At 50.7% G+C, this 19,787-nt stretch carries 18 protein-coding genes; 3 read left to right on the top strand and 15 right to left on the bottom strand.

What is annotated here, in order from left to right:
• Positions 1–276: 276 nt before the first annotated feature.
• A complete protein-coding gene (locus HZU75_RS03890; protein WP_180307875.1) occupies positions 277–963 on the bottom strand; it encodes an NrtR DNA-binding winged helix domain-containing protein in 687 nt (228 codons plus the stop codon).
• Positions 964–1,241: 278 nt separating this feature from the next.
• Here HZU75_RS03890 and prs point away from each other — a divergent pair, with 278 nt between their 5' ends.
• Together prs and HZU75_RS03880 are read left to right on the top strand one after the other, a co-directional pair.
• A complete protein-coding gene (prs, locus tag HZU75_RS03885) occupies positions 1,242–2,114 on the top strand; it encodes a ribose-phosphate diphosphokinase (protein ID WP_180307874.1) in 873 nt (290 codons plus the stop codon).
• A complete protein-coding gene (locus HZU75_RS03880; RefSeq protein WP_180307873.1) occupies positions 2,111–3,580 on the top strand; it encodes a nicotinate phosphoribosyltransferase in 1,470 nt (489 codons plus the stop codon). Before prs ends, HZU75_RS03880 begins: the two co-directional genes overlap by 4 nt.
• Positions 3,581–3,796: 216 nt before the next feature.
• Here the strand turns inward: HZU75_RS03880 and acs are convergent, their stop codons facing one another.
• From acs to HZU75_RS03855, 5 genes are all read right to left on the bottom strand, one after another.
• Complete coding sequence (gene acs / locus HZU75_RS03875; RefSeq protein ID WP_180307872.1) at positions 3,797–5,767, bottom strand: acetate--CoA ligase; 1,971 nt, start codon at positions 5,765–5,767, stop codon at positions 3,797–3,799.
• Between the two features lie 216 nt (positions 5,768–5,983).
• Positions 5,984–6,622 (bottom strand): 3'-5' exonuclease, encoded by a 639-nt coding sequence (locus tag HZU75_RS03870; protein WP_180307871.1) that lies wholly within the window; start codon positions 6,620–6,622, stop codon positions 5,984–5,986.
• On the bottom strand, positions 6,619–8,418 hold the full coding sequence (locus tag HZU75_RS03865; RefSeq protein ID WP_180307870.1) for a putative nucleotidyltransferase substrate binding domain-containing protein: 1,800 nt from the start codon (positions 8,416–8,418) through the stop codon (positions 6,619–6,621). Before HZU75_RS03865 ends, HZU75_RS03870 begins: the two co-directional genes overlap by 4 nt.
• Positions 8,419–8,518: 100 nt before the next feature.
• Complete coding sequence (locus HZU75_RS03860; RefSeq protein WP_180307869.1) at positions 8,519–10,327, bottom strand: cation acetate symporter; 1,809 nt, start codon at positions 10,325–10,327, stop codon at positions 8,519–8,521.
• On the bottom strand, positions 10,324–10,632 hold the full coding sequence (locus tag HZU75_RS03855; RefSeq protein ID WP_180307868.1) for a DUF485 domain-containing protein: 309 nt from the start codon (positions 10,630–10,632) through the stop codon (positions 10,324–10,326). Before HZU75_RS03855 ends, HZU75_RS03860 begins: the two co-directional genes overlap by 4 nt.
• Before the next feature lie 228 nt (positions 10,633–10,860).
• On the opposite strand from HZU75_RS03855, the gene HZU75_RS03850 reads away from it, so the two are divergent.
• The gene (locus tag HZU75_RS03850) at positions 10,861–11,748 is read left to right on the top strand and encodes a LysR family transcriptional regulator (RefSeq protein ID WP_180307867.1); all 888 of its coding nucleotides are present in this window, start codon (positions 10,861–10,863) and stop codon (positions 11,746–11,748) included.
• Positions 11,749–11,860: 112 nt separating this feature from the next.
• Here HZU75_RS03850 and rpmG read toward each other — a convergent pair whose 3' ends face one another.
• The 9 genes from rpmG to HZU75_RS03805 all read right to left on the bottom strand — a co-directional run bounded on the left by rpmG (position 11,861) and on the right by HZU75_RS03805 (position 19,787).
• Positions 11,861–12,016 carry a 50S ribosomal protein L33 gene (gene rpmG, locus HZU75_RS03845; protein ID WP_028449594.1) on the bottom strand — a complete coding sequence of 52 codons (156 nt, stop codon included), beginning with the start codon at positions 12,014–12,016 and terminating at the stop codon, positions 11,861–11,863.
• 17 nt (positions 12,017–12,033) lie between these two features.
• Positions 12,034–12,267 (bottom strand): 50S ribosomal protein L28, encoded by a 234-nt coding sequence (gene rpmB / locus HZU75_RS03840; protein ID WP_157315212.1) that lies wholly within the window; start codon positions 12,265–12,267, stop codon positions 12,034–12,036.
• 229 nt (positions 12,268–12,496) lie between these two features.
• Positions 12,497–14,902 (bottom strand): DNA translocase FtsK, encoded by a 2,406-nt coding sequence (locus HZU75_RS03835; RefSeq protein ID WP_180307866.1) that lies wholly within the window; start codon positions 14,900–14,902, stop codon positions 12,497–12,499.
• Between the two features lie 84 nt (positions 14,903–14,986).
• Positions 14,987–15,514 carry a lysophospholipid acyltransferase family protein gene (locus HZU75_RS03830; protein ID WP_180307865.1) on the bottom strand — a complete coding sequence of 176 codons (528 nt, stop codon included), beginning with the start codon at positions 15,512–15,514 and terminating at the stop codon, positions 14,987–14,989.
• A 364-nt stretch (positions 15,515–15,878) separates the two neighbouring features.
• Positions 15,879–16,622 (bottom strand): flagellar motor protein, encoded by a 744-nt coding sequence (locus HZU75_RS03825; RefSeq protein ID WP_180307864.1) that lies wholly within the window; start codon positions 16,620–16,622, stop codon positions 15,879–15,881.
• Positions 16,623–17,363 (bottom strand): RNA polymerase sigma factor FliA, encoded by a 741-nt coding sequence (locus HZU75_RS03820; protein ID WP_180307863.1) that lies wholly within the window; start codon positions 17,361–17,363, stop codon positions 16,623–16,625.
• A gap of 38 nt (positions 17,364–17,401) precedes the next feature.
• Positions 17,402–17,980 carry an ABC-type transport auxiliary lipoprotein family protein gene (locus HZU75_RS03815; protein ID WP_180307862.1) on the bottom strand — a complete coding sequence of 193 codons (579 nt, stop codon included), beginning with the start codon at positions 17,978–17,980 and terminating at the stop codon, positions 17,402–17,404.
• Positions 17,977–19,020: an MlaD family protein gene (locus tag HZU75_RS03810; protein WP_180307861.1), complete on the bottom strand. Its 1,044-nt coding sequence runs from the start codon at positions 19,018–19,020 to the stop codon at positions 17,977–17,979. Before HZU75_RS03810 ends, HZU75_RS03815 begins: the two co-directional genes overlap by 4 nt.
• Positions 19,021–19,028: 8 nt before the next feature.
• Positions 19,029–19,787 (bottom strand): ABC transporter ATP-binding protein, encoded by a 759-nt coding sequence (locus HZU75_RS03805; protein ID WP_228028183.1) that lies wholly within the window; start codon positions 19,785–19,787, stop codon positions 19,029–19,031.

The raw sequence follows: 19,787 nt of genomic DNA, 5'->3' as shown, positions 1-19,787 counted from the left end.
AAACGACTTCAACCTCTACAATCAAAAGCATTAAGCGTTACTAACGCGTCAACCATGTTTGTGGTGTCAGCTATCAGAAGGGCGCATCGAAGCTCATTCGAGTATGAGCAAGCGCAGTTTTACTTCCCTTTTTGGCCGAGTATGGCCTCTCGGATAGTTTAATCCATTGCCTATTTCCAAGCTGCTTCTTCAGTTGGGGAGTGGCTAAATTGCTCAGAATGGTGGCTATTCCCTATAAAATGGTGGCTGTTTAATTGACTGAAACTGGCTATAGGCCTACTCGTCTTTTGCCATTAAATTACGCTCAAAATTCACCAAATCCGCCCCCGCTTTAATCGAATACAGTTGCGCTAAGCGCCCGCCCGAGCTTGTTTTTTCGTCTAAGGCTGCAAACATGTCGCTCGCTTCAAGGCGCCGCATCAGGCTTTTGCGCTGGATGGGTTTTTCGATGATGGTTTCAATCACTTGCTGCAACTGTGCAATCGTAAAACGCTCGGGCAGGCAGAAGGCGGGGATCATTGAGTACAGCGTTTTTTGCTGTAGCCGCGCTTGCGCCAGCGCGATGATATGGGCGTGATCGAAGGCGAGGGTGTATTGCGGCAAATCCTGCACTGCAATCCATTGCGCCAGCGCCACACTGGCGATCTTGGGGCTGACATTCTGGTGGGCGACTAGCGCGTAGTAGGCCAGTGTGACGCTATAGCCGCGCGGATCGCGCTGTGCGCCTGAAATCACCTGTAGCTGCTCCAGATATTGCGGCGTAAAGCCGGTTTTATCGCGCAATTTGCGGTGGGCGGTGGCGTCGGTGTTGGCATCCTGATCGACATCGACAAACCCGCCGGGTAGCGCCCACTGGCCAAGAAAAGGCGCTTCGGCGCGCTGCACCAGCAGCACTTTGAGTGTGTTGTTGTGCACGGTAAAAAGCACGCTATCGACGGTGAATAGTGGGTTTTTAAACGCCATGGCAGAAGATCGCTTAATTAGTGTCTAAGGGACATTTTAGCGAACAAAGTCATAAAGACCAATGCAGATGCACTCGGGCGCGGCTCAATCCTAAGCAGTGATTTTCAACACAATGAAAAAGATGATCTGAAAAAATGTTTGATATAGTGTCTCTGTGACACTAATATCAACTCATCGCAAGCAAGTATGTAATTTGCAAGGATTTGTCAGATTTAAAAGTGAATGCTGGCGTTTGCTTGTGAATATGCTTACGATCTGCGGTGGATAAGGAGACGGTGATGAGCTGCAATAATGTGCGATCTAGCTATGATTTACCCGCGCAAGGCGCGGCGTCTGATGCCTTAAAGTTGTTTCAATTCGGCAGCGGCGAGCAACATGTGCAGGTGTTACAGCAGAGTGCAGCGCGCGTGCAAATTCGCTACCGCTACACCGGCGATGCGTCGATCATGCAGCTGCTTTTGCTAACCGATGCACTCAAACGCCAAGGTGCGAGCGAGATTGATTTGCTGATTCCGTACTTTCCCGGTGCGCGGCAAGATCGAGTGTGTAATGACGGCGAGGCTTTGTCGGTGAAAGTGTATGCCGATTTGATTAACCAGCAGCGCTATCGCCAAGTCACTTTGTTCGACCCGCACAGCGATGTGGTCGTCGCCTTGCTTGATCGGGCGCAAGTGGTGAAAAACTACGCACTGATTGAACGAGTACTTAGCCAGTTGGGTAACGATGTAGTGCTGGTGTCTCCCGACGCGGGTGCGAATAAAAAGGTGTTTGCGCTGGCGACGCACTTGGGCGGTTTACCGGTGATTCGGGCCGACAAAATTCGCGATGTGCGTAACGGCGCGATTGTCGATACCGAGGTGTTTTGTGGTGATTTATCCGGCAAAACCGCGCTGATCGTTGACGATATTTGCGCCGGTGGCCGCACCTTTATCGAGCTGGCGAAAAAGCTGAAGCAGAAAAATTGCGCGCGCATCGTGCTGGCGGTGTCGCACTTTGAAGGAACGGCCAATCTGCAGCTATTAGCAAACAGCGGCATCGACGCGGTTTACACCACCAACAGCATTAATGATTTAAGCAGTGATGACTTTTTAACCATTCAGGATATTTGGTCGCTAATGCCAACTAATCCATGCGAAGGAGAGCAAAAATGAGACTCAACCCAGTTACCGCGATTGATGGCTATAAAGTCGATCACCGCCGTCAGTATCCGGACAATACCGAAATCATTTTTAGTAATCTCACCGCGCGCACCACGCGCCGCGATTACACCGATGAAATGGTGTTTTTCGGCCTGCAGCACTTTGTAAAAGATTTTCTGATCGAGAGCTGGTATAAAGATTTCTTCCAGCAACCTAAAGACGAAGTGATTCGCCGCTTTGCGCGCCGGATTAATAATTATCTGGGCCCGAATAATGTCGGCACGCAGCACATTGCCGATCTGCACGACTTGGGCTACTTGCCGATCAAAATTATGGCGCTGCCAGAAGGTACGGTTTACCCAGTGCGCGTGCCGTGCTTGGTGATTTACAACACCGACGAGCGTTTCTTCTGGCTGACCAATTATCTGGAAACAATTTTATCGACCAACATCTGGGGTATGTGCACCAGTGCCACTACAGCACACGAGTACAAGAAGATACTCACCCAGTATGCTTTGGAAACCGACGGCGGCACCGAGTTTGTGAATTGGCAAGGCCACGATTTTAGCTTCCGCGGCATGTTTGGCGCGGAAGCGGCGATGATGAGTGGCGCAGCGCACTTGCTCAGTTTTACCGGTACCGACACGATTCCGGCGATTGATTTTCTGGAAGACTACTACGGTGCAAATAGCGATCTGGAGCTGGTCGGTGGCAGCGTGGCGGCGACCGAGCACTCGGTGATGTGTGCGGGCGGCATGGATAACGAGCTGGAAACTTTCCGCCGCCTGATCGAAGACATTTACCCGGAAGGGATTGTCAGTATCGTGTCCGATTCATGGGATTTCTGGCTGGTGATGACCGACTTCACTGTACGCCTGAAAGACAAAATCTTGGCGCGCAACGGCAAAGTGGTGTTCCGTCCTGATTCGGGTGATCCGGTGAATGTGATTTGCGGCGATGCCAATGCGCCCGTTGGCAGCCCCGAACACAAAGGCGCGGTGGAATGCTTATGGGATGTGTTTGGCGGCACGACCACCAGCAAGGGTTACAAATTGCTTGATGCACACGTGGGCGTGATTTATGGCGATTCGATCACGTTTGAGCGGGCACGCGCGATTTGTGCGGGCTTAAAAGCCAAAGGCTTTGCGTCGACCAATATCGTGTTTGGCATCGGCAGCTACACCTATCAGTATGTAACGCGTGACACCGACGGTTTTGCTGTGAAAGCCACCTTTGCCAAAGTAGCGGGGCAAGATCGCGAGATTTTCAAAGCACCGAAAACCGGCGACGGTACTAAAAACTCGGCCAAAGGCTTGGTGGCGGTGTACAAAAATGCTGAAGGCAAGCTGTATCTGAAAGATCAGGCGACTTGGGATGAAGTGAATCAGTGCGAATTTATCCCCGTATTTGAAAATGGCCGCTTGCTCAATGAAACCACGCTGGCGCAAGTACGCGCTAGATTGGCGGCGACGCTGTAATCTGATTACTACTGGATTGTGATAAAAGCCCTGCAATTGCAGGGCTTTTTGTTGGGTATTGCCTTGTGATTATTATATTAATTAGTCTGTGCCGATATACATGCCGCAGTGTTTCTGCAGGGCAAAAAAATACCCGCCATCCTGAGGATGGCGGGTTGAACTACTGTGGTTTAACAGTACAAGCGTAATTGTTGTGCGGCTTTGATCGCGAACCGATTAGATTGCGGATTGACGCAATTGCTCCAGAATCGCTGGGTTTTCCAAAGTAGAAGTGTCCGCAGTGATTTCTAGGCCCTTCGCGATATCACGCAACAGGCGGCGCATGATCTTACCTGAGCGAGTTTTTGGCAGATTGTCACCAAAACGGATCTCGTCTGGCTGAGCGATCTTACCGATTTCGTGAGCTACCCATTCACGCAGCTCTTTCGCAATACGTTTGGCTTCTTCGCCTTCTGGGCGAGCGCCTTTCAGTACCACGTAGGCAACGACTGATTCGCCTTTGATATCGTGCGGTTTACCGACCACGGCTGCTTCGGCAACCAGTGGGTTAGCTACCAGCGCAGACTCGATTTCCATCGTGCCGAGGCGGTGGCCTGATACGTTCAATACGTCATCGATACGACCCATGATCCAGATGTAGCCATTTTCATCGCGGTGCGCTGAATCGCCAGCCAGATACAATTTGCCGTTGTAGTCTTCTGGGAAGTAGGTTTTCTTAAAGCGATCAGAGTCGCCCCAGATGTTACGTACCATTGATGGCCAAGGTTTGCTCACCACGAGGAAACCACCTTTGCCCAGATCTACTTGTGCGCCTGATTCATCAACGATGTCGGCCATAATGCCTGGAATCGGCAAAGTGCAAGAACCTGGTTTTGTCGCAACAGCACCTGGCAGTGGGGCGATCATATTGCAGCCAGTTTCTGTCTGCCACCAAGTATCCACGATTGGGCAACGGCTGCCACCGACTACTTCGTAATACCACATCCAAGCTTCCGGATTGATCGGCTCACCCACCGTGCCCAACAGGCGCAATGATGATAGATCATATTTCTTCGGCAAATCACCGCCGAGTTTGATCAATGAACGAATCGCAGTTGGCGCGGTGTAGAACGTAGTTACTTCGTGTTTTTCAATCATTTGCCAGAAGCGGGATGCATCTGGGTAGGTTGGCACGCCTTCGAACACGACTTGTGTTGCGCCGATGCCCAGCGGGCCGTAGGCGATGTAAGAGTGGCCAGTAATCCAACCCACGTCGGCCGTGCACCAGTAAACGTCTGATTCTTTGTAGTCGAACACCCATTTCATCGTCACTTGCGTGCCGAGCAGGTAGCCTGCTGATGAATGCTGGATGCCTTTAGGTTTACCGGTTGAGCCTGAAGTGTACAAAATGAACAGTGGGTGTTCTGCTTCAACCCATTCTGGCTCGCAGGTGTCGGCTTGGTCTTTCACCAGTTTGTGCCACCAGATATTGCGCTCTTCGTTCCAGTGTTCTGGTTTGGTGCTAGTGCGTTGGAACACCACTACTTTGGATACTGACTCGCAACCACCCAAGCCCAAGGCTTCGTCGGTGATGGATTTCAGTGGCGTTGCTTTACCGCCGCGCACGGTTTCGTTGGCCGTGATCACGACTTTCGCTTGCGCATCTTGAATGCGGTCGCGCAATGCGCCAGCCGAGAAACCGCCAAATACCACTGAGTGAATCGCACCGATACGCGCACACGCTTGCATCGCAACGACGGCTTCGATGGTGTGTGGCATGTAGATCACAACGCGGTCGCCTTTAGCAACGCCCAATGATTTCAGACCATTAGCAAACTGGCAAACGCGGTGATACAGCTCGCGGTAGGTTACGCGGGTTACAGAGCCATCGTCGGCTTCAAAAATGATTGCTACTTTGTTGGCTTTGGTTTCGAGGTGACGGTCGATACAGTTGTATGACACGTTCATCACGCCATCTTCAAACCATTTGTAGAACGGCGCGTTGTCGCTGTTCAATACTTTGGTAAAAGGTTTTTTCCAGTCGAGCAGGGATTTGCCCAAGTCGCCCCAGAAACCTTCGTAATCGTTGTTCGCTTTCTCGCACAAGGCGTTGTAGCCTTCAATGCCAGAAACGTTCGCATTAACGCGGAAATCATCCGATGGCGGGAACAGACGGGTTTCTTTCAAAACAGAATCGATACCACTCATGCTAAATACTCCTGCAAGCCAAAACGGGTTGTGAAAAGTAGAGCTGGTTAGATGATTTGCCGAATGCTGCTTCGATCCGCGAAATGGGATGTTTTGCTCGAACAATTCAACACCAGTTGTTAGCGTGAACTGTAAAGCCGAGCCGGGAGCAAAGCTAATTGTCTTTTCTGATGTGGCAAATCAATCTGGCTGATGTGCCTTGTAAGTGACTGTAAATTAAGGCTTGCTAGGGTTTTTACTTAGTTTTTGGAAGATCATTGCGGCCATTAAGGCATCGTTCAATGGGTCGTGCCGAGCCAATTTAGGGATTTCCAAGGTGCGCAGAATCGTCTCCAAGCGCAGATCAACTTGTGGGTTGTAGGCGCTTACCATCCGGTCGTAATACAGCCCCGATACATCAATCGCCTGATTGGGGAGCCCAATCCCCAGCCAGGGCTTGAGTTGGCGATTAATGACCGCCAGATCAAATTCGAGGTAATAGCCCACAATTGGGCGGGCGCCAATGAACTGCAGCAATTGGCTCAGTGCCGCTTCAATGCTTAAGCCTTGCGCGACATCCTGCGCGCGCAGGCCATGAATCGGGATGCTTTTCGGGTCGAGCTGGCCGCTGGGCTTGATCAGTAACGATAAATGTTCGGATAACGCAATCCGAGGCCCCGCAATACGCACGGCGGCAATGCTGATGATTTCGGCCTGTTTGGGGTCGAGGCAGGTGGTTTCGCAATCGAGGCTGATCCATTCCTGTGCTGGTGGTGTTTCCAGTAAAAAAGCAAATTCAGCGCGTTTGAGCTGTGCGCGTAGCCTGCGCTGGCGCCAGTAGTGTGGGGTGAGATACTGGGGCAACAGGGCGCTCATAGCCGATCCAGTTTGAAATGATGCCGCAGCAAGCTGCGAAATTGTTTCACCACACTTAGGGCATCTTTTAATAAATCGCGCTCCAGTGCCGACAGCTGGCTGGGGTCAACCAGATTGAGGGTGGTTTTGCCGCCAAAATGTGCGAGCAAGCCGTATTTCAATTGCAGGGTTTGCAAGAAGCTTAGGGTTTCCGCAATGTCTTGTGCCAGTGTGCTGCTAATTACGGCACTGCCACTGAGCGCTGCCAGTCGCTCGTAGCTGTTTTTGGCCTCGACACGAGATTCCAGCGCCAAGCTGCGCAGACCATGAGTGATTGGAAATATCCCACCTTTTTTTAGATCGAGTTGGTTTTTCTCCCCCGTGGTGACCAAACGGGAGAATAGCCCGAGCGGCGTCGGGAAGTGCTCCACCGGCAAGGCAAAATGGGCCATGAAAGATGTATTGCTATCTAGCCAGCGTTTTAAATGCTCTTGCAGCTCATACAGGAGGGATGTATTGCCAGTCACTGCGCTACCATCAACCCAAATTGCCATTTTCATGACATTTTCCCCGCTGGGTGTGTAGGTCCATTGATTGATTTGTTGTTTAAATCCGCCAACGCTTTGGCGCCACTCGGGATTACTGGCCATAATGCCGCCGGGGCAGGGTGGGTAGCCCAGTTCCGTTAGCGCCGAGTTAAATTGAAGGCAGACCGTTTCAAGCTCAGGGTGCTGGTAGCCATCGGCAATGATTAAGGCGTTGTCTTGATCGGTGCGCAAGATTTGTTCGGCTCGCCCCTCTGAGCCCAATACCAATAAGCAGACATGCGGCAGCATTTCAGCGGGGGCTAGTAGTGTAAACAACTTGGCCAGTAGTTTTTGTCGCAATTCGCTGACTAATTCGGCGATCAGCGTGACCTTCATTCCGCTGTGTTGCAGTAGCTGAATCAGCGGTAAAAACCGTGCAGAGGCAGTTTTGAGTTCGTCCAGCCCAGTGGCGCGATCAATCTGCACCCCGATGCTGTGTGGGTTATTGGCCAGGCTAGAGAGTAAATCCAGTTGCTCCAGTACTCCGATGATTTCCCCTTGGCGGGCAATTAGCACCCGATGGATGCCATGACGAATCATTAAAATCATGGCTTGATGCAGCGTGGTATCTGGGTCAACACTGTGCAGCTCAAAGCTGGCATGGTCGGCAACGCGAGTTTGGGCAGGAATCAGCCCGTTGCAAACGACCTGACGTAAATCACTTTGCGTAAAGATTCCGCAGCCATGCTCGGTTTTGATGAGGACAGAGCTCACATTATGCTGTTGCAGGCATTGCGCCGCTTCTAAAACATTCGCGTCTGCCGCTACATAATATACTGGGCTGCTGCTGGCATCACGTACTCGGCTAAGCATCAGCGTGGCTTGGCTAAGTTGATGCGGGCTAGGTGATAGCTCGGCCATCCGGCGTGCCACATCCTGATAGAAATAGGCGGCAAAGGTGGTGTTGCGTTGGCTCAGTTGCAAAACCGCTTCCCGTGGAATGCGCCACAGTAGCGTATCTTCTTGTGCTGTAAACGCGTAGCTACAGTGGCCTTCTAGTAATGCTTTACCATCAAAAAGCTCTTGCTCAGCGATGTAAACATCCTGATCTGCCCCCCCTACGACCAGACCTTTCATTACCACATACAGCGCCGCCATCGGGCTATTTGCCTGAATGATCGTGCTGCCCGCAGCATAATATTCGATATCAATTTGCAGGGCGATTTCACTGCGCTCAACCGGATTGAGCGCATCAAATGGGGGAAAGGAAAAATCAAACGGGCTGGACATGAATCATTCCTACTCAATGTCGTGCAACATAGCAAATGCGCCCCAGCGTGAAGCACGCATGGGGCGCATTGATTACCCCCTAGTGGGGTATAAAGCTAGATCAATGTTCTGATGCGCCTTCTGCGCCAATACCTGTCATAGAGCGAACAAACTGAGCATCAAATTTGCTACGCTCTTTCTGCGCTTGCTCGCTGTTGTCTGTAATTGAGAACAGCCAGGTAAAGAAGAACGCGGCAGTCATTGAGAACAGTGCAGGGTTTTTGTACGCGAATAGCTCAGAGCCTTTAGCGTGACCTAATACATCTACCCACACGGTTGGTCCCAAGATAATCAGTACTACCGCCGAGATCAGACCAATCGCACCGCCCCACACTGCGCCGCGGGTGGTTAGATTTTTCCAGAACATCGACAAAATCAGTACCGGGAAGTTAGCCGAGGCTGCAATCGAGAAGGCCAAACCCACCATGAAGGCGATGTTTTGTTTCTCGAAGATAATGCCCAGTAGCATCGCCACGATACCCAGTGCCACAGTGGTCATTTTGGATACGCGAATCTCATCGGCTTCATTGGCTTTGCCTTTCTTGATCACTGAGGCATACAGATCATGCGACACCGCTGAAGCACCCGATAAGGTCAAGCCAGCAACCACCGCCAGAATAGTCGCGAAAGCCACCGCAGAGATAAAGCCGAGGAACAAATCGCCCCCCACTGCATCTGCTAAGTGAATTGCCGCCATATTCGAGCCACCAATCAAGGCACCGGCGGCATCTTTAAAGGTCGGGTTGGTGGAAACCAAGACGATTGCACCAAAGCCGATAATGAAGGTCAGAATATAGAAGTAGCCGATAAAACCCGTAGCAAAAAATACGGATTTGCGGGCTTCTTTGGCATCCGATACCGTAAAGAAACGCATCAAAATGTGCGGCAGGCCTGCCGTACCAAACATCAGAGCTAAGCCCAAAGAGATTGCATCAATTGGATTAGAAACCAAGCCACCAGGTGCCATGATATTGGCCTTCGCTGCTTTGGCTGCCTTTTCTGCCGCTTCAGTTGCGGAAGCTACGGCTGCCGAGGCATCAGGGGCATTGGCAGCAACCGCTTGCGCTGCAGCTTCAGATGCAACGGTGGCTTTGTGTGCCAGTGCTTCTGCACCTGCGTGCTTAATATTAACGGCTTCTTGGAATAGCGTCTCAAAGCTGAAGTTGGCGTGCTTCATTACCATAAATGCCATGAATGACGCGCCGGACAGCAGCAAGATGGCTTTAATGATCTGCACCCAAGTGGTGGCCAACATTCCACCAAAAGTGACATACAGGATCATCAAAATACCCACCAAGATAATCGCGTAGTTGTATTCCAGACCAAACAACAACTGAATCAACTTACCTGCACCCACCATTTGTGCGATCAAGTACAGGGCTACTACAACCAAAGTACCGGTCGCTGCAAATACGCGTACTGGCGTTTGGGCTAAGCGGTACGATGCCACATCGGCAAAAGTATATTTACCCAAGTTACGCAGGCGCTCTGCCACCATGAACGTAATGACTGGCCAGCCGACCAGAAAGCCGATTGAGTAGATCAAACCATCGTAGCCAGTGGTAAACACCATGGCCGAAATACCCAAGAAAGATGCGGCGGACATATAGTCACCGGCAATCGCCAAGCCATTTTGAAAACCGGTAATACCGCCGCCTGCGGCATAAAAATCTTTTGCCGAACGGGTGCGACGAGCCGCCCAGTAGGTAATGCCGAGCGTGAAGGCGACGAATGCCAAGAACATTACAATGGCGTGTACATTGAGGCTGCGTTTTTCGACCGCACCTTCAATGGCCCCTGAGGCCCAGCTGGGCATGCTAGCTAGCGCAAACACACCCGCAAAACCTAGTTTTTGGAGGAATGATTTCATTTTTTAGCGTCCTCAACCACTTCACGAGTCAATTGATCAAATTCAGTGTTGGCACGACGTACATAAATGCCGGTCAGAATAAAGGCCGAGACAATTACAAAAATGCCGACCGGAATGCCTAAGGTGGTCACGCCATTGCCGATGGGGGTGCCTAGTGTTGCAGGTGAAAAAGCGATGAGCAGAATAAAGCCGTAGTAAATTACCAACATAGCAATGGTCAAAATCCAAGAAAATTTGGAACGTGTGGCCACTAGCGCGTGAAATTTCGGATTATTCTGGACGCGTTCAATCATTGAATCATGCATACGCTGCCTCCTGTGAAGTGTAAAAAGCTAAACGATTAGCTATTCCCACAATTAATGTAAGTCTCATTGCATACTAGAAGCTAATTGCTTTTTTTGATGCTCAGAATCACTGAAAGTTATGTTGTGTTGCATGAAGCTTACTTTTTTGTTTGTAATCAAGGATTTTTAACTACATTTCGGGGCAAGCTTTATGCCACGAGCAATGTGGTTTGGGTGATAATCAGGGCTATGGAACTCTATCAACTACGTACTTTTGTGACGGTGGCGCAACAAGGGCACTTAACGCAAGCTGCTGAATTGTTGCATTTATCCCAGCCCGCGGTGACGGCGCAGATTAAAGCGCTGGAAGAGCAATTTGGCCTAGCGCTGTTCGAGCGCTATCCGGGCGGAGTGCAATTGACCGAGGCCGGTAAATTGTTGATGCCCGATGCGGAACAAATTTTGGCGCAGGCGCGCGATCTGCTACATAAAGGCAAAGCCTTGCAAGGCGAGCCTAAAGGTAAGGTCAAGATCGGTACCATTGGTGTTCCTGCGCGACTTAGACTTGGGGCATGGTTGTCACTATTACGTGACACTTTTCCGCTCATCACCGTCCAAACGACCCACGGTATTTCAGTGAGTATTTTGAATGAAGTCCGTAAAAAATCGCTCGATGGTGGTTTTTATTTGGGGCGCAATCCATATCAGAATGTGATGACACTGCCGCTTGATGAAATTGGCTTTTGCATTGCCTTGCCGGTATCGATGGCGGCGGAATATCAAAATGCCGATTGGCCAAAATTAGGTGAAGCGCCGTGGCTAGGCTTGTCGCAATACACCAGCTTGGCGGATATTTCACAAGAATTATGGCGCAGCCATAATTTGGCACCGAAAGTGGTTGGTGAGTTTGATGAAGAAGCGACGCTATTGGAGCTGATCAAATCCGGCGTCGGGATTGGTATTTTGGCCGAGCGGACCGCGCAGCGTTTTGCCTCGGATGGCTCGATTGTGTTGTGGCGCGGCGGTGAGGTCGTGACGCGAGCGCCCTTGCAATTTATCTACTCGGGTGACCGCGTCTCCGATCCGATGATGCACAAGCTGTGTGCAACGCTGAAGACGATCTGGAATCTAGGGTAGGGGTATCTATCCCTGACTAAGATGGGGTATTGCTTGTAGAGCAATACCTCTTTTTTTGTGCAAACAAAAACCCCGCCGAGGCGGGGTTTCGAGTATGGTCACCAGCACTGAATTACTTCAGTTTGGTTTCCTTGTAGATCACGTGCTTACGAGCAACGGGATCGAACTTCTTGATTTCCATCTTTTCTGGCATGGTACGTTTGTTCTTGGTCGTAGTGTAGAAGTGACCAGTACCAGCAGAAGATTCGAGCTTGATCTTATCGCGCATCTTAAATTACCTCGGAATTATAGTTCGCCGCGGGCGCGCAAGTCAGCCAATACTACGTCGATGCCTTTCTTGTCGATCAGGCGCAACGCAGCGTTAGAAACACGCAAACGGATGAAGCGGTTTTCGCTCTCAACCCAGAAACGGCGTGATTGCAGATTCGGGAGGAAGCGGCGTTTTGTTTTGTTATTGGCGTGGGAAACGTTATTCCCGGTCATCGGGCCTTTGCCGGTGACTTTGCATACTCGTGCCATGATTCTTGTCCTAACGTCGGAACTGGAAAAGTCCACGTTTATATCACAGATCGCCCTTCGAGTTCAAGTCAAAGGTGCAAAATGCAGGGTTAATCGGAATAAGTGGTGCCAACTCTGTTGTTCAACGGCATTAATCTCACGCGACAACAGTGTTTAGCTAAGTCGCCCATCCCGAAAGGTGTAGCCGCCTGTCTTTGGAGGGCGTGGCAGATAAATACCATCTGCCGTGTTATTCACTGGCTGGCGCCAGTACAGTCCGGTTGCCGTTACTTTCCATCGAGCTCACCAAACCTGCGCTTTCCATTTGTTCAATCAGACGCGCGGCACGATTATACCCGATCCGCAATTGTCTTTGCACGGAAGAAATAGATGCGCGGCGACTTTTCATGACGAACGCTACGGCTTCATCGTACAGTGGATCTGTCTCTTCGGTGCTGCCGCCACTGCTCAGGCCGCTATTGGCTGCCCCCTCGGCTTCAAAACCACCATTGAGAATGCCATCGATGTAATTAGGCTCGCCCATGGCTTTGAGCGAATCGACCACGCGATGCACTTCATCATCGGCCACAAAAGCGCCATGCACGCGCAGCGGGTAACCGCTGCCCGGTGGTAAAAATAACATATCACCTTGGCCTAGCAGGGCTTCTGCGCCCATCTGATCGAGGATGGTCCGGCTATCAATCTTGCTCGATACCTGAAACGCGAGGCGCGTCGGGATATTGGCTTTAATCAGGCCGGTAATTACGTCGACCGATGGGCGTTGGGTGGCCAAAATCAGGTGAATACCTGCCGCGCGGGCTTTTTGTGCCAGTCGCGCGATCAGTTCTTCAATTTTTTTACCTGCCACCATCATTAGGTCGGCAAATTCATCGACCACTACGACAATAAACGGCAAATGCTCCAGTGGCTCAGGATCGTCAGGCGTTAATGTGAATGGATTGGTGAGCTTTTTACCAGCCTTTTCTGCTTCTTTGATCTTTTGGTTGTAGCCCGCCAGATTACGTACGCCCAAGGCACTAAGTAGTCGGTAGCGTTTTTCCATTTCGGCTACGCACCAGTTCAGCGCATTGGCCGCGAGCTTCATGTCAGTCACGACAGGGGCGAGCAAGTGCGGGATTTCGTCATAAATCGACAGCTCTAGCATTTTTGGGTCGATCATGATGAAGCGCACTTCGTCAGGAGTAGCTTTGTAGACCAACGATAAAATCATCGCATTCACACCCACTGACTTACCCGAGCCGGTCGTGCCTGCTACCAGCATATGCGGCGCTTTGGCTAGATCAGTTACGATCGGTTTGCCGGTGATGTCTTTGCCCAGCACCAAAGTCAGCTTGCTGGCCATCGCGTGATAGGGCTCGCTCGACATGATTTCGGAGAGACGAATCATTTGGCGGGTTGGGTTAGGCAGCTCCAAGCCCATATAAGTTTTGCCCGGAATTGTCTCAACCACGCGGATCGACACCAAGCCCAGCGCACGGGCTAGGTCTTTCATTAGGTTCACAATCTGCGAGCCTTTCACCCCCACTGCCGGCTCGATTTCGTAGCGGGTAATCACGGGGCCAGGGTAGGCTGCGACGACTTTGACTTCAACGTTGAAATCAGCGAGCTTGCGCTCGATGAGTTGCGAGGTAAATTCCAGCGTTTCTTTGCTGATGGTTTCCTGCGCCACCGGCGCGGGGGCGAGCAGGGCTAGCGATGGTAGTGAGCTGTCGCCAAAGTTGAGTGTTGGCGCTGCTGCTTTTTTATTGGGCGCAGGTGGCGCAGGAGGCAGATCATCCTCAGCAAACAGCATTGGTTGTGCGGCTTGTTTGGCTTGTTGTTCCTGCTGTTTTTCCAGCTCTTTTTTCTCGCGCTCGAGTTTTTTGGCTACTGGTACTTCGGTTTGTAGTGGGGCAATGATGAGTGGGGCTTTATCGTCTTGTTTCTTTTTGGCCTCCATGACTTTTTGTTCGCGTTCTTTTTTTATTTCGCGACCAATGCGCCGATCTTGCGCCGCTTGAATGCCATCGACTATTTTGAAGTACAGCCATTCGCAGGCAGTTCCAATGTTTTCCATCACGTTAAGCCATGATAAACCGGTTAAGAGTGATACCCCCAATCCCATGGTGGTAAATAGCAGCAAAGTTGCGCCGCTAAAACCAAAGCTTTTCATCAGCCAGCCGCCAAGCGATAGCCCCAAAATACCACCGGGTTTATGCGGTAATGCAACATTTAAACTGTGTAGGCGAAGTGCCTCAAGGCTGGAGCTGGACAAAATAATCAGTGTAAAGCCCAGGCAGGCTAGTAATACCAAGGGCTTGGACGATTCGGTGACGCGATCTATGCGGCGATAGCCCCACAAAATGGCGGCCAGACAAAACACTGTCCACCACCAAGCAGATAGACCAAAGGTATATAACAAAACATCGGCCAACCAAGCACCAAAGCTGCCGCCTCGATTGTGAACGACTAGCTCTGTGGCGCTGTGCGACCAGCCTGGGTCACCACGGTGATAGCTAGTGAGCACCAGCAGCAAATAGCCCAGTAATACCACCAACAATAACCACCACGATTCGCGTAATAAATTTGCGACAGGTGCAGGTAATGCGGCACGGGTCGAAATATTTGGGACGTTTTTCTTGCGAAACAGAGGCATGGTGAAGGTGTCATCTACGATAGCTTTCGCGATTATAACGGCAAGCCCGAGTCATGCAGGAGAAAAGCGACGAAAGCTGCACAATTAGTCTAAAAAGCGTTGCTGCCATTGCAGATAAAGCGCGTAAACCGCTGCAGTATAGGTCTCTTTGTCTGGATAATCAGCTGGGGAAATAGGGTTAAAAATGTGGTAGTGCACGACTCGATTGGGGCTGCTCGCGATGCGCCAAATTTTGTGAAGTAAATGCTCGCCTGCTTGCCACTCAAATTCAGCTTGTGCCTCATGATGTAAAAACACCGGCAGAATCGGCACCCCTGTGGCTAGCGATGTCGCAAAAGCACCAAATAGAAACCGGGGCGCTATCCGTCGCCCCTTGCAGCCCCCTTCCGGGTAGAGCGCGATATTGTGCCCGGCATTGACCGCATCGATCAGTGCCTGTTGTGCGGCTTGTCGTGAGGCTTTACTTTCTCGCTCGACAAATAAAGTGCCAGCCGCTTTTGCGATTTTTCCAACTAAAAACCAATTTGCCACTTCGTGTTTGGCTAAGCTGCGCACAGCAAAAAACGCAGGAATCCCCACGTCTTCGAGCGCCGAGGGGTGATTGGCTATCAAAATGTAATGTGCAGGCAGCTCACCCTGATAGTGCTGGTGCAGACGTAACTGAACCCCTAATGCACGGACAAAAGTACGGCACCAGCTATGAAATAGGGGGGGTATATCTTTTTAAGCCAGAACTGCGGTAGGCTAGCAAGCAATACCATTGCGGCTGTAAAAATAGCCAAGTCAAGCCAAGCAATTAGCCTAACTAAAATTTGTGCCAAATAAAGCATATGCAATCTTCTCGCAACCACTTAGTTTGACTATAGCGAGTGACTGACAAGCGTGCGCAATAAATGCTGGTGATGAATATTGTTTTATCGGGTATTGCTATCAATCTGCTGTTTGAATTGATGTGTATGGCAATACCCCTGTGGGGTTAGTGGTGTAGAAAACCGGCTAATTTGTTTTCGAGTAGGCGTGGGTTTTCACCATTTGCAATAGTGACTAGTCCCTCTGCCACCATTTCCCGACGGCGGACTTCGAGCATGATGTAATGCTTCAGTTTGTTGGCAACGGGAAGTAGAAATAAGTTGGCCGCACCCACACCGTAAATGGTCGCAACAAACGCAACGGCAATCCCTGCGCCCAATTTTGAAGGGTCGGTCAGATTTTCCATTACATGAATCAAACCTAACACCGCACCTAGAATCCCGAACGTGGGCGAATATCCACCCGCCGACTCCCAGATTTTTGCCGCCGCCCGCGCTTGATCCTCGTAAGCATCGATGTCGAGCTCAAGTGCGCGGCGCACCGTTTCAGGCTCGGCACCATCAACCACCATGGTTAGACCGCGCTTTACGAAGGGGTCTTTTTCGCTATTAAGGTAGGCTTCTAACGCCAGCAAACCGCCACGGCGTGCCTGATTGCCCCAATTCATTAGTGTCGAGAGTACTTTGCGAAAATCCATCGATGGCGGGAAAAAAATCCAGCGCAGCATTTTGATGCCGGCAAAAAAATGGCGCATTTCGGTTTGAATCATTACCGCGCCCATGGTGCCGCCGATTACGATCAAAAAAGCGGTAAATTGCACCAGCGAGCCAATATGGCCACCTTCCAGCCAATGCCCAAGAATGATCGCTGTTAGACCCAGTAAAACGCCGAATACGCTGATTTTATCCATTTACACAAGCCAGTCTTTAAGTTTGCCGCGCAGGCGTGCAACGGCTTGAGTGTGAAGCTGACAAACGCGCGACTCCGAAACGCCCAATACCGCGCCAATTTCTTTCAAATTGAGTTCTTCATCATAATACAGAGCCATCAGCAACTGCTCGCGTTCCGGCAATAGCTTAATGGCCTCGATTAAATGGCCGCGAAATGCATCATCGCTCAGAATATCAATTGGGTTGGCATTATGATCGGCTGCGTACTGATCCAGTTGATCATTTTCGCCATCGACTTCAAAGTCTTCATAATGCAGTAGCTGATGCCCACGAGCTTCGCCGAGCATAGATTGATATTCATCGAGTGGAATTTGCAAGGCTTGTGCGACTTCGCCTTCGCTGGGGTGACGACTCAATTGCTGTTCAAGTTGCACAATGGCTTTTTCGATTTCACGCATATTTTTGCGTGCTTGCCGTGGCAGCCAATCGGCGTTGCGCAGCTCGTCGAGCATGGCGCCTCGAATGCGCTGGCTGGCAAAAGTTTCAAACTGTACGCCTGCATCAACATCAAAATTACGCGCCGCTTCCATCAAGCCCATTAAGCCGACTTGAATCAGATCATCCACCTCCACACTGGCAGGCAGTTTGCTCATCATGTGATACGCAATTTTCCGCACAAGTGGCGCGTGCTGTTTCACACGGTCTTCCTCACAAGTGCTTTGCGTACTGCGGTATAGAGATAGGGCGCGATTGGCTGACATGATATAAGCGGTGACTAATTGTCCCTAAGTGTAGCTGACTAATCGAAGTTTGACGAAGTCAGATGTTGTTCTAATTGCTTTAATAGGCTTTCCAGCGCCACACTCAGGCCTTGCGCCGCGGTTTCGGGGGTTGCATCCGGCAGTGCTTGTGCCGCGCTAAGTTCAAAACTGCGGGACTGCTGTTGATGGCTGAGTAAAAACTGAGCTTGAATTACTGCCTTAGGTGAATTTGGCTCGCTCACATCAATATAGACGGCAAGCAATTCTCCTTCGAGCTGCCAAGGGGCAATCAGGCTACTGCCGGAAGGATAGACTTGGCTAAACAGCCCGCTTTGGCTTAACCAGCGACGTGTGTTTTGGGTGATCTGACTGCTGGGAGTTGCCAAAAAACCGTGGTACGGGTCGGCAATATAGCGCTGAGGGCTTTCGCGATAAATCAGTGCCAAATCGCGAAATGGTGCACTGCTGCGTAATTCATTGACTTGCAAAGCGCCGAAGCGCACTGACTGATTTGTACCTGCACGCTGCGCGGTAAGTAGGAAATCCTGTCGATCTGGCGGTGTTGTGCTGCAGGCCGAACAAACAAGTACGCATAGTAATAACAGCAGTTTTTTCATGGTTTGGGCGGGCTATAAGGTTTGGGGTGATCGGAGAACAGCAAGCTACTTGGACGCTGATTGGCTTTTTCGCTCAGGGCTTTAAGATTGCTGCTGGTGCTCGATAAATTATCAATAATTTGTTGTACATCGCCTTCACGCTGCGCGCTTAAATGGTCCAGACGCAATGTAATTTGATCCAATCTTTGCACCGCGCTAGCTAAGGCTGGGTTGGCGAGGAGCACTTTGGCAGAGTTGGCCGCACTTGCCAGATCATGGGTGGCGCTGTGGAGTGCGGGTTGCTCAAGCAGTGCTTTGAGCGCTTGATTGCTTTCTCGTACTTCACTCAGAAGCTGGCTGCTTTCGCTGGCAATTTGAACTAAGGGCAGCTGGTTAGCCGTATGTAGCAGCCGATTTGTTTCACTCGCTATGCTTTTCACGGGCAGCTCATCGAGCTTGGTATTGAGTGTGTTTAAGGTTTGATTGAGTAGATTGATGGTTTTATCCACATCAACTCGCTGCAATTTGGCCATTAAATCCTGAGCACTGCCTAGGAGTTGATTGACGGTACTGTTGGTTGAGGGAATATATAAATGCTCGGGCTTCCAGCTGAAAGGCAGCGGTTGGCCTTGGCCTGCTTCATAATCAATTTCGAGATAGCTAGTTCCTGTTAGCCCTTGCGGCGATAATTTTACGCGCAAACCCTTGGCAATTTCGCGATCCAGTTCGGCTTGTGCACTGCTATTTCCGCTCGATTGCCCCAAGATATTGTTATCCAGCTGAGCCTCAACCAAAACGTATTGTTGGCGCTGGGAATTGGGTATATCGCTCTCGTAGCGCGTGTAGGTAAATGTAATCGCGCTCACCTCGCCAATCGCGACCCCGCGATAGCGTACTTTGGAGCCAATATCGAGCCCGCGTACCGACTCATTAAAATAGGTTTCGAGCGTCACCTTTTTGTGCAACCAGCGTCCGCTACCGATGCCAATTAATATGGCGGCACCCAATAGCAGCGCAAGCAGAATAAACACGCCCAGTCGAAAATTCGATTGTTGTTCCATGTGGCTTCTTAAACTGCGGCGTGCGATGGCCGCTGTGCATTAAAAAAGCCCGCAACCCGCCTATCTGTTGATTGGGCGAGTGCTGCGGGAGTGTCGATGGCTAAAATCCCTTTGATACTTTTATCGAGCATAATTGCGCGATCTGCAATGGCAGCAATACTGGCTAATTCATGTGTCACCACCATGATGGTGACCCCTTGGGTTTCTGCCAGACGGCGAATCAGGCGATCGAGCTCGGCTGAGGTAATGGGGTCTAGGCCTGCGGATGGCTCATCCAAAAATAAAATTTGTGGATCAAGTGCCATGGCACGGGCAATTGCCGCACGCTTTTGCATGCCGCCAGATAGTTCGTTGGGGTAAAAATCGGCAAACTCTTCCAGCCCAACAAGCCGTAATTTAAGTCTGGCCAGCGTATCAATTGCTGCGCTGTCTAAATGGCTAAAACTACTCAAGGGCAATGTGATGTTATTTAGAATACTCATCGAGCCAAATAGCGCGCCTGATTGGTACATCACGCCAATTTTGCGCAGTATTGCTTCGCGATCCTTGCTGGATGCTTGTACTAGCTCATTACCCACTATCCGTATAGATCCTGCTTGTGGTGGATAAAGGCCGATCAAATGCTTAAGCAGCGTGGACTTACCACAGCCTGAGCCGCCTAGAATGGTAATCACTTCGCCCCGATTCACGCTAAAGCTCACGTCTTCTAGAATTGAGCGCTGCCCCCAACCGCAATATAGATGTTGTACCTCGATCACCGTCTGCAT

The sequence above is a fragment of the Chitinibacter fontanus genome, assembly GCF_013423785.1.
GTDB lineage: Bacteria > Pseudomonadota > Gammaproteobacteria > Burkholderiales > Chitinibacteraceae > Chitinibacter > Chitinibacter fontanus.
The sequence above is the reverse complement of the archived record's forward strand: the minus strand, read 5'-3'. Positions and strand labels throughout refer to the sequence as shown.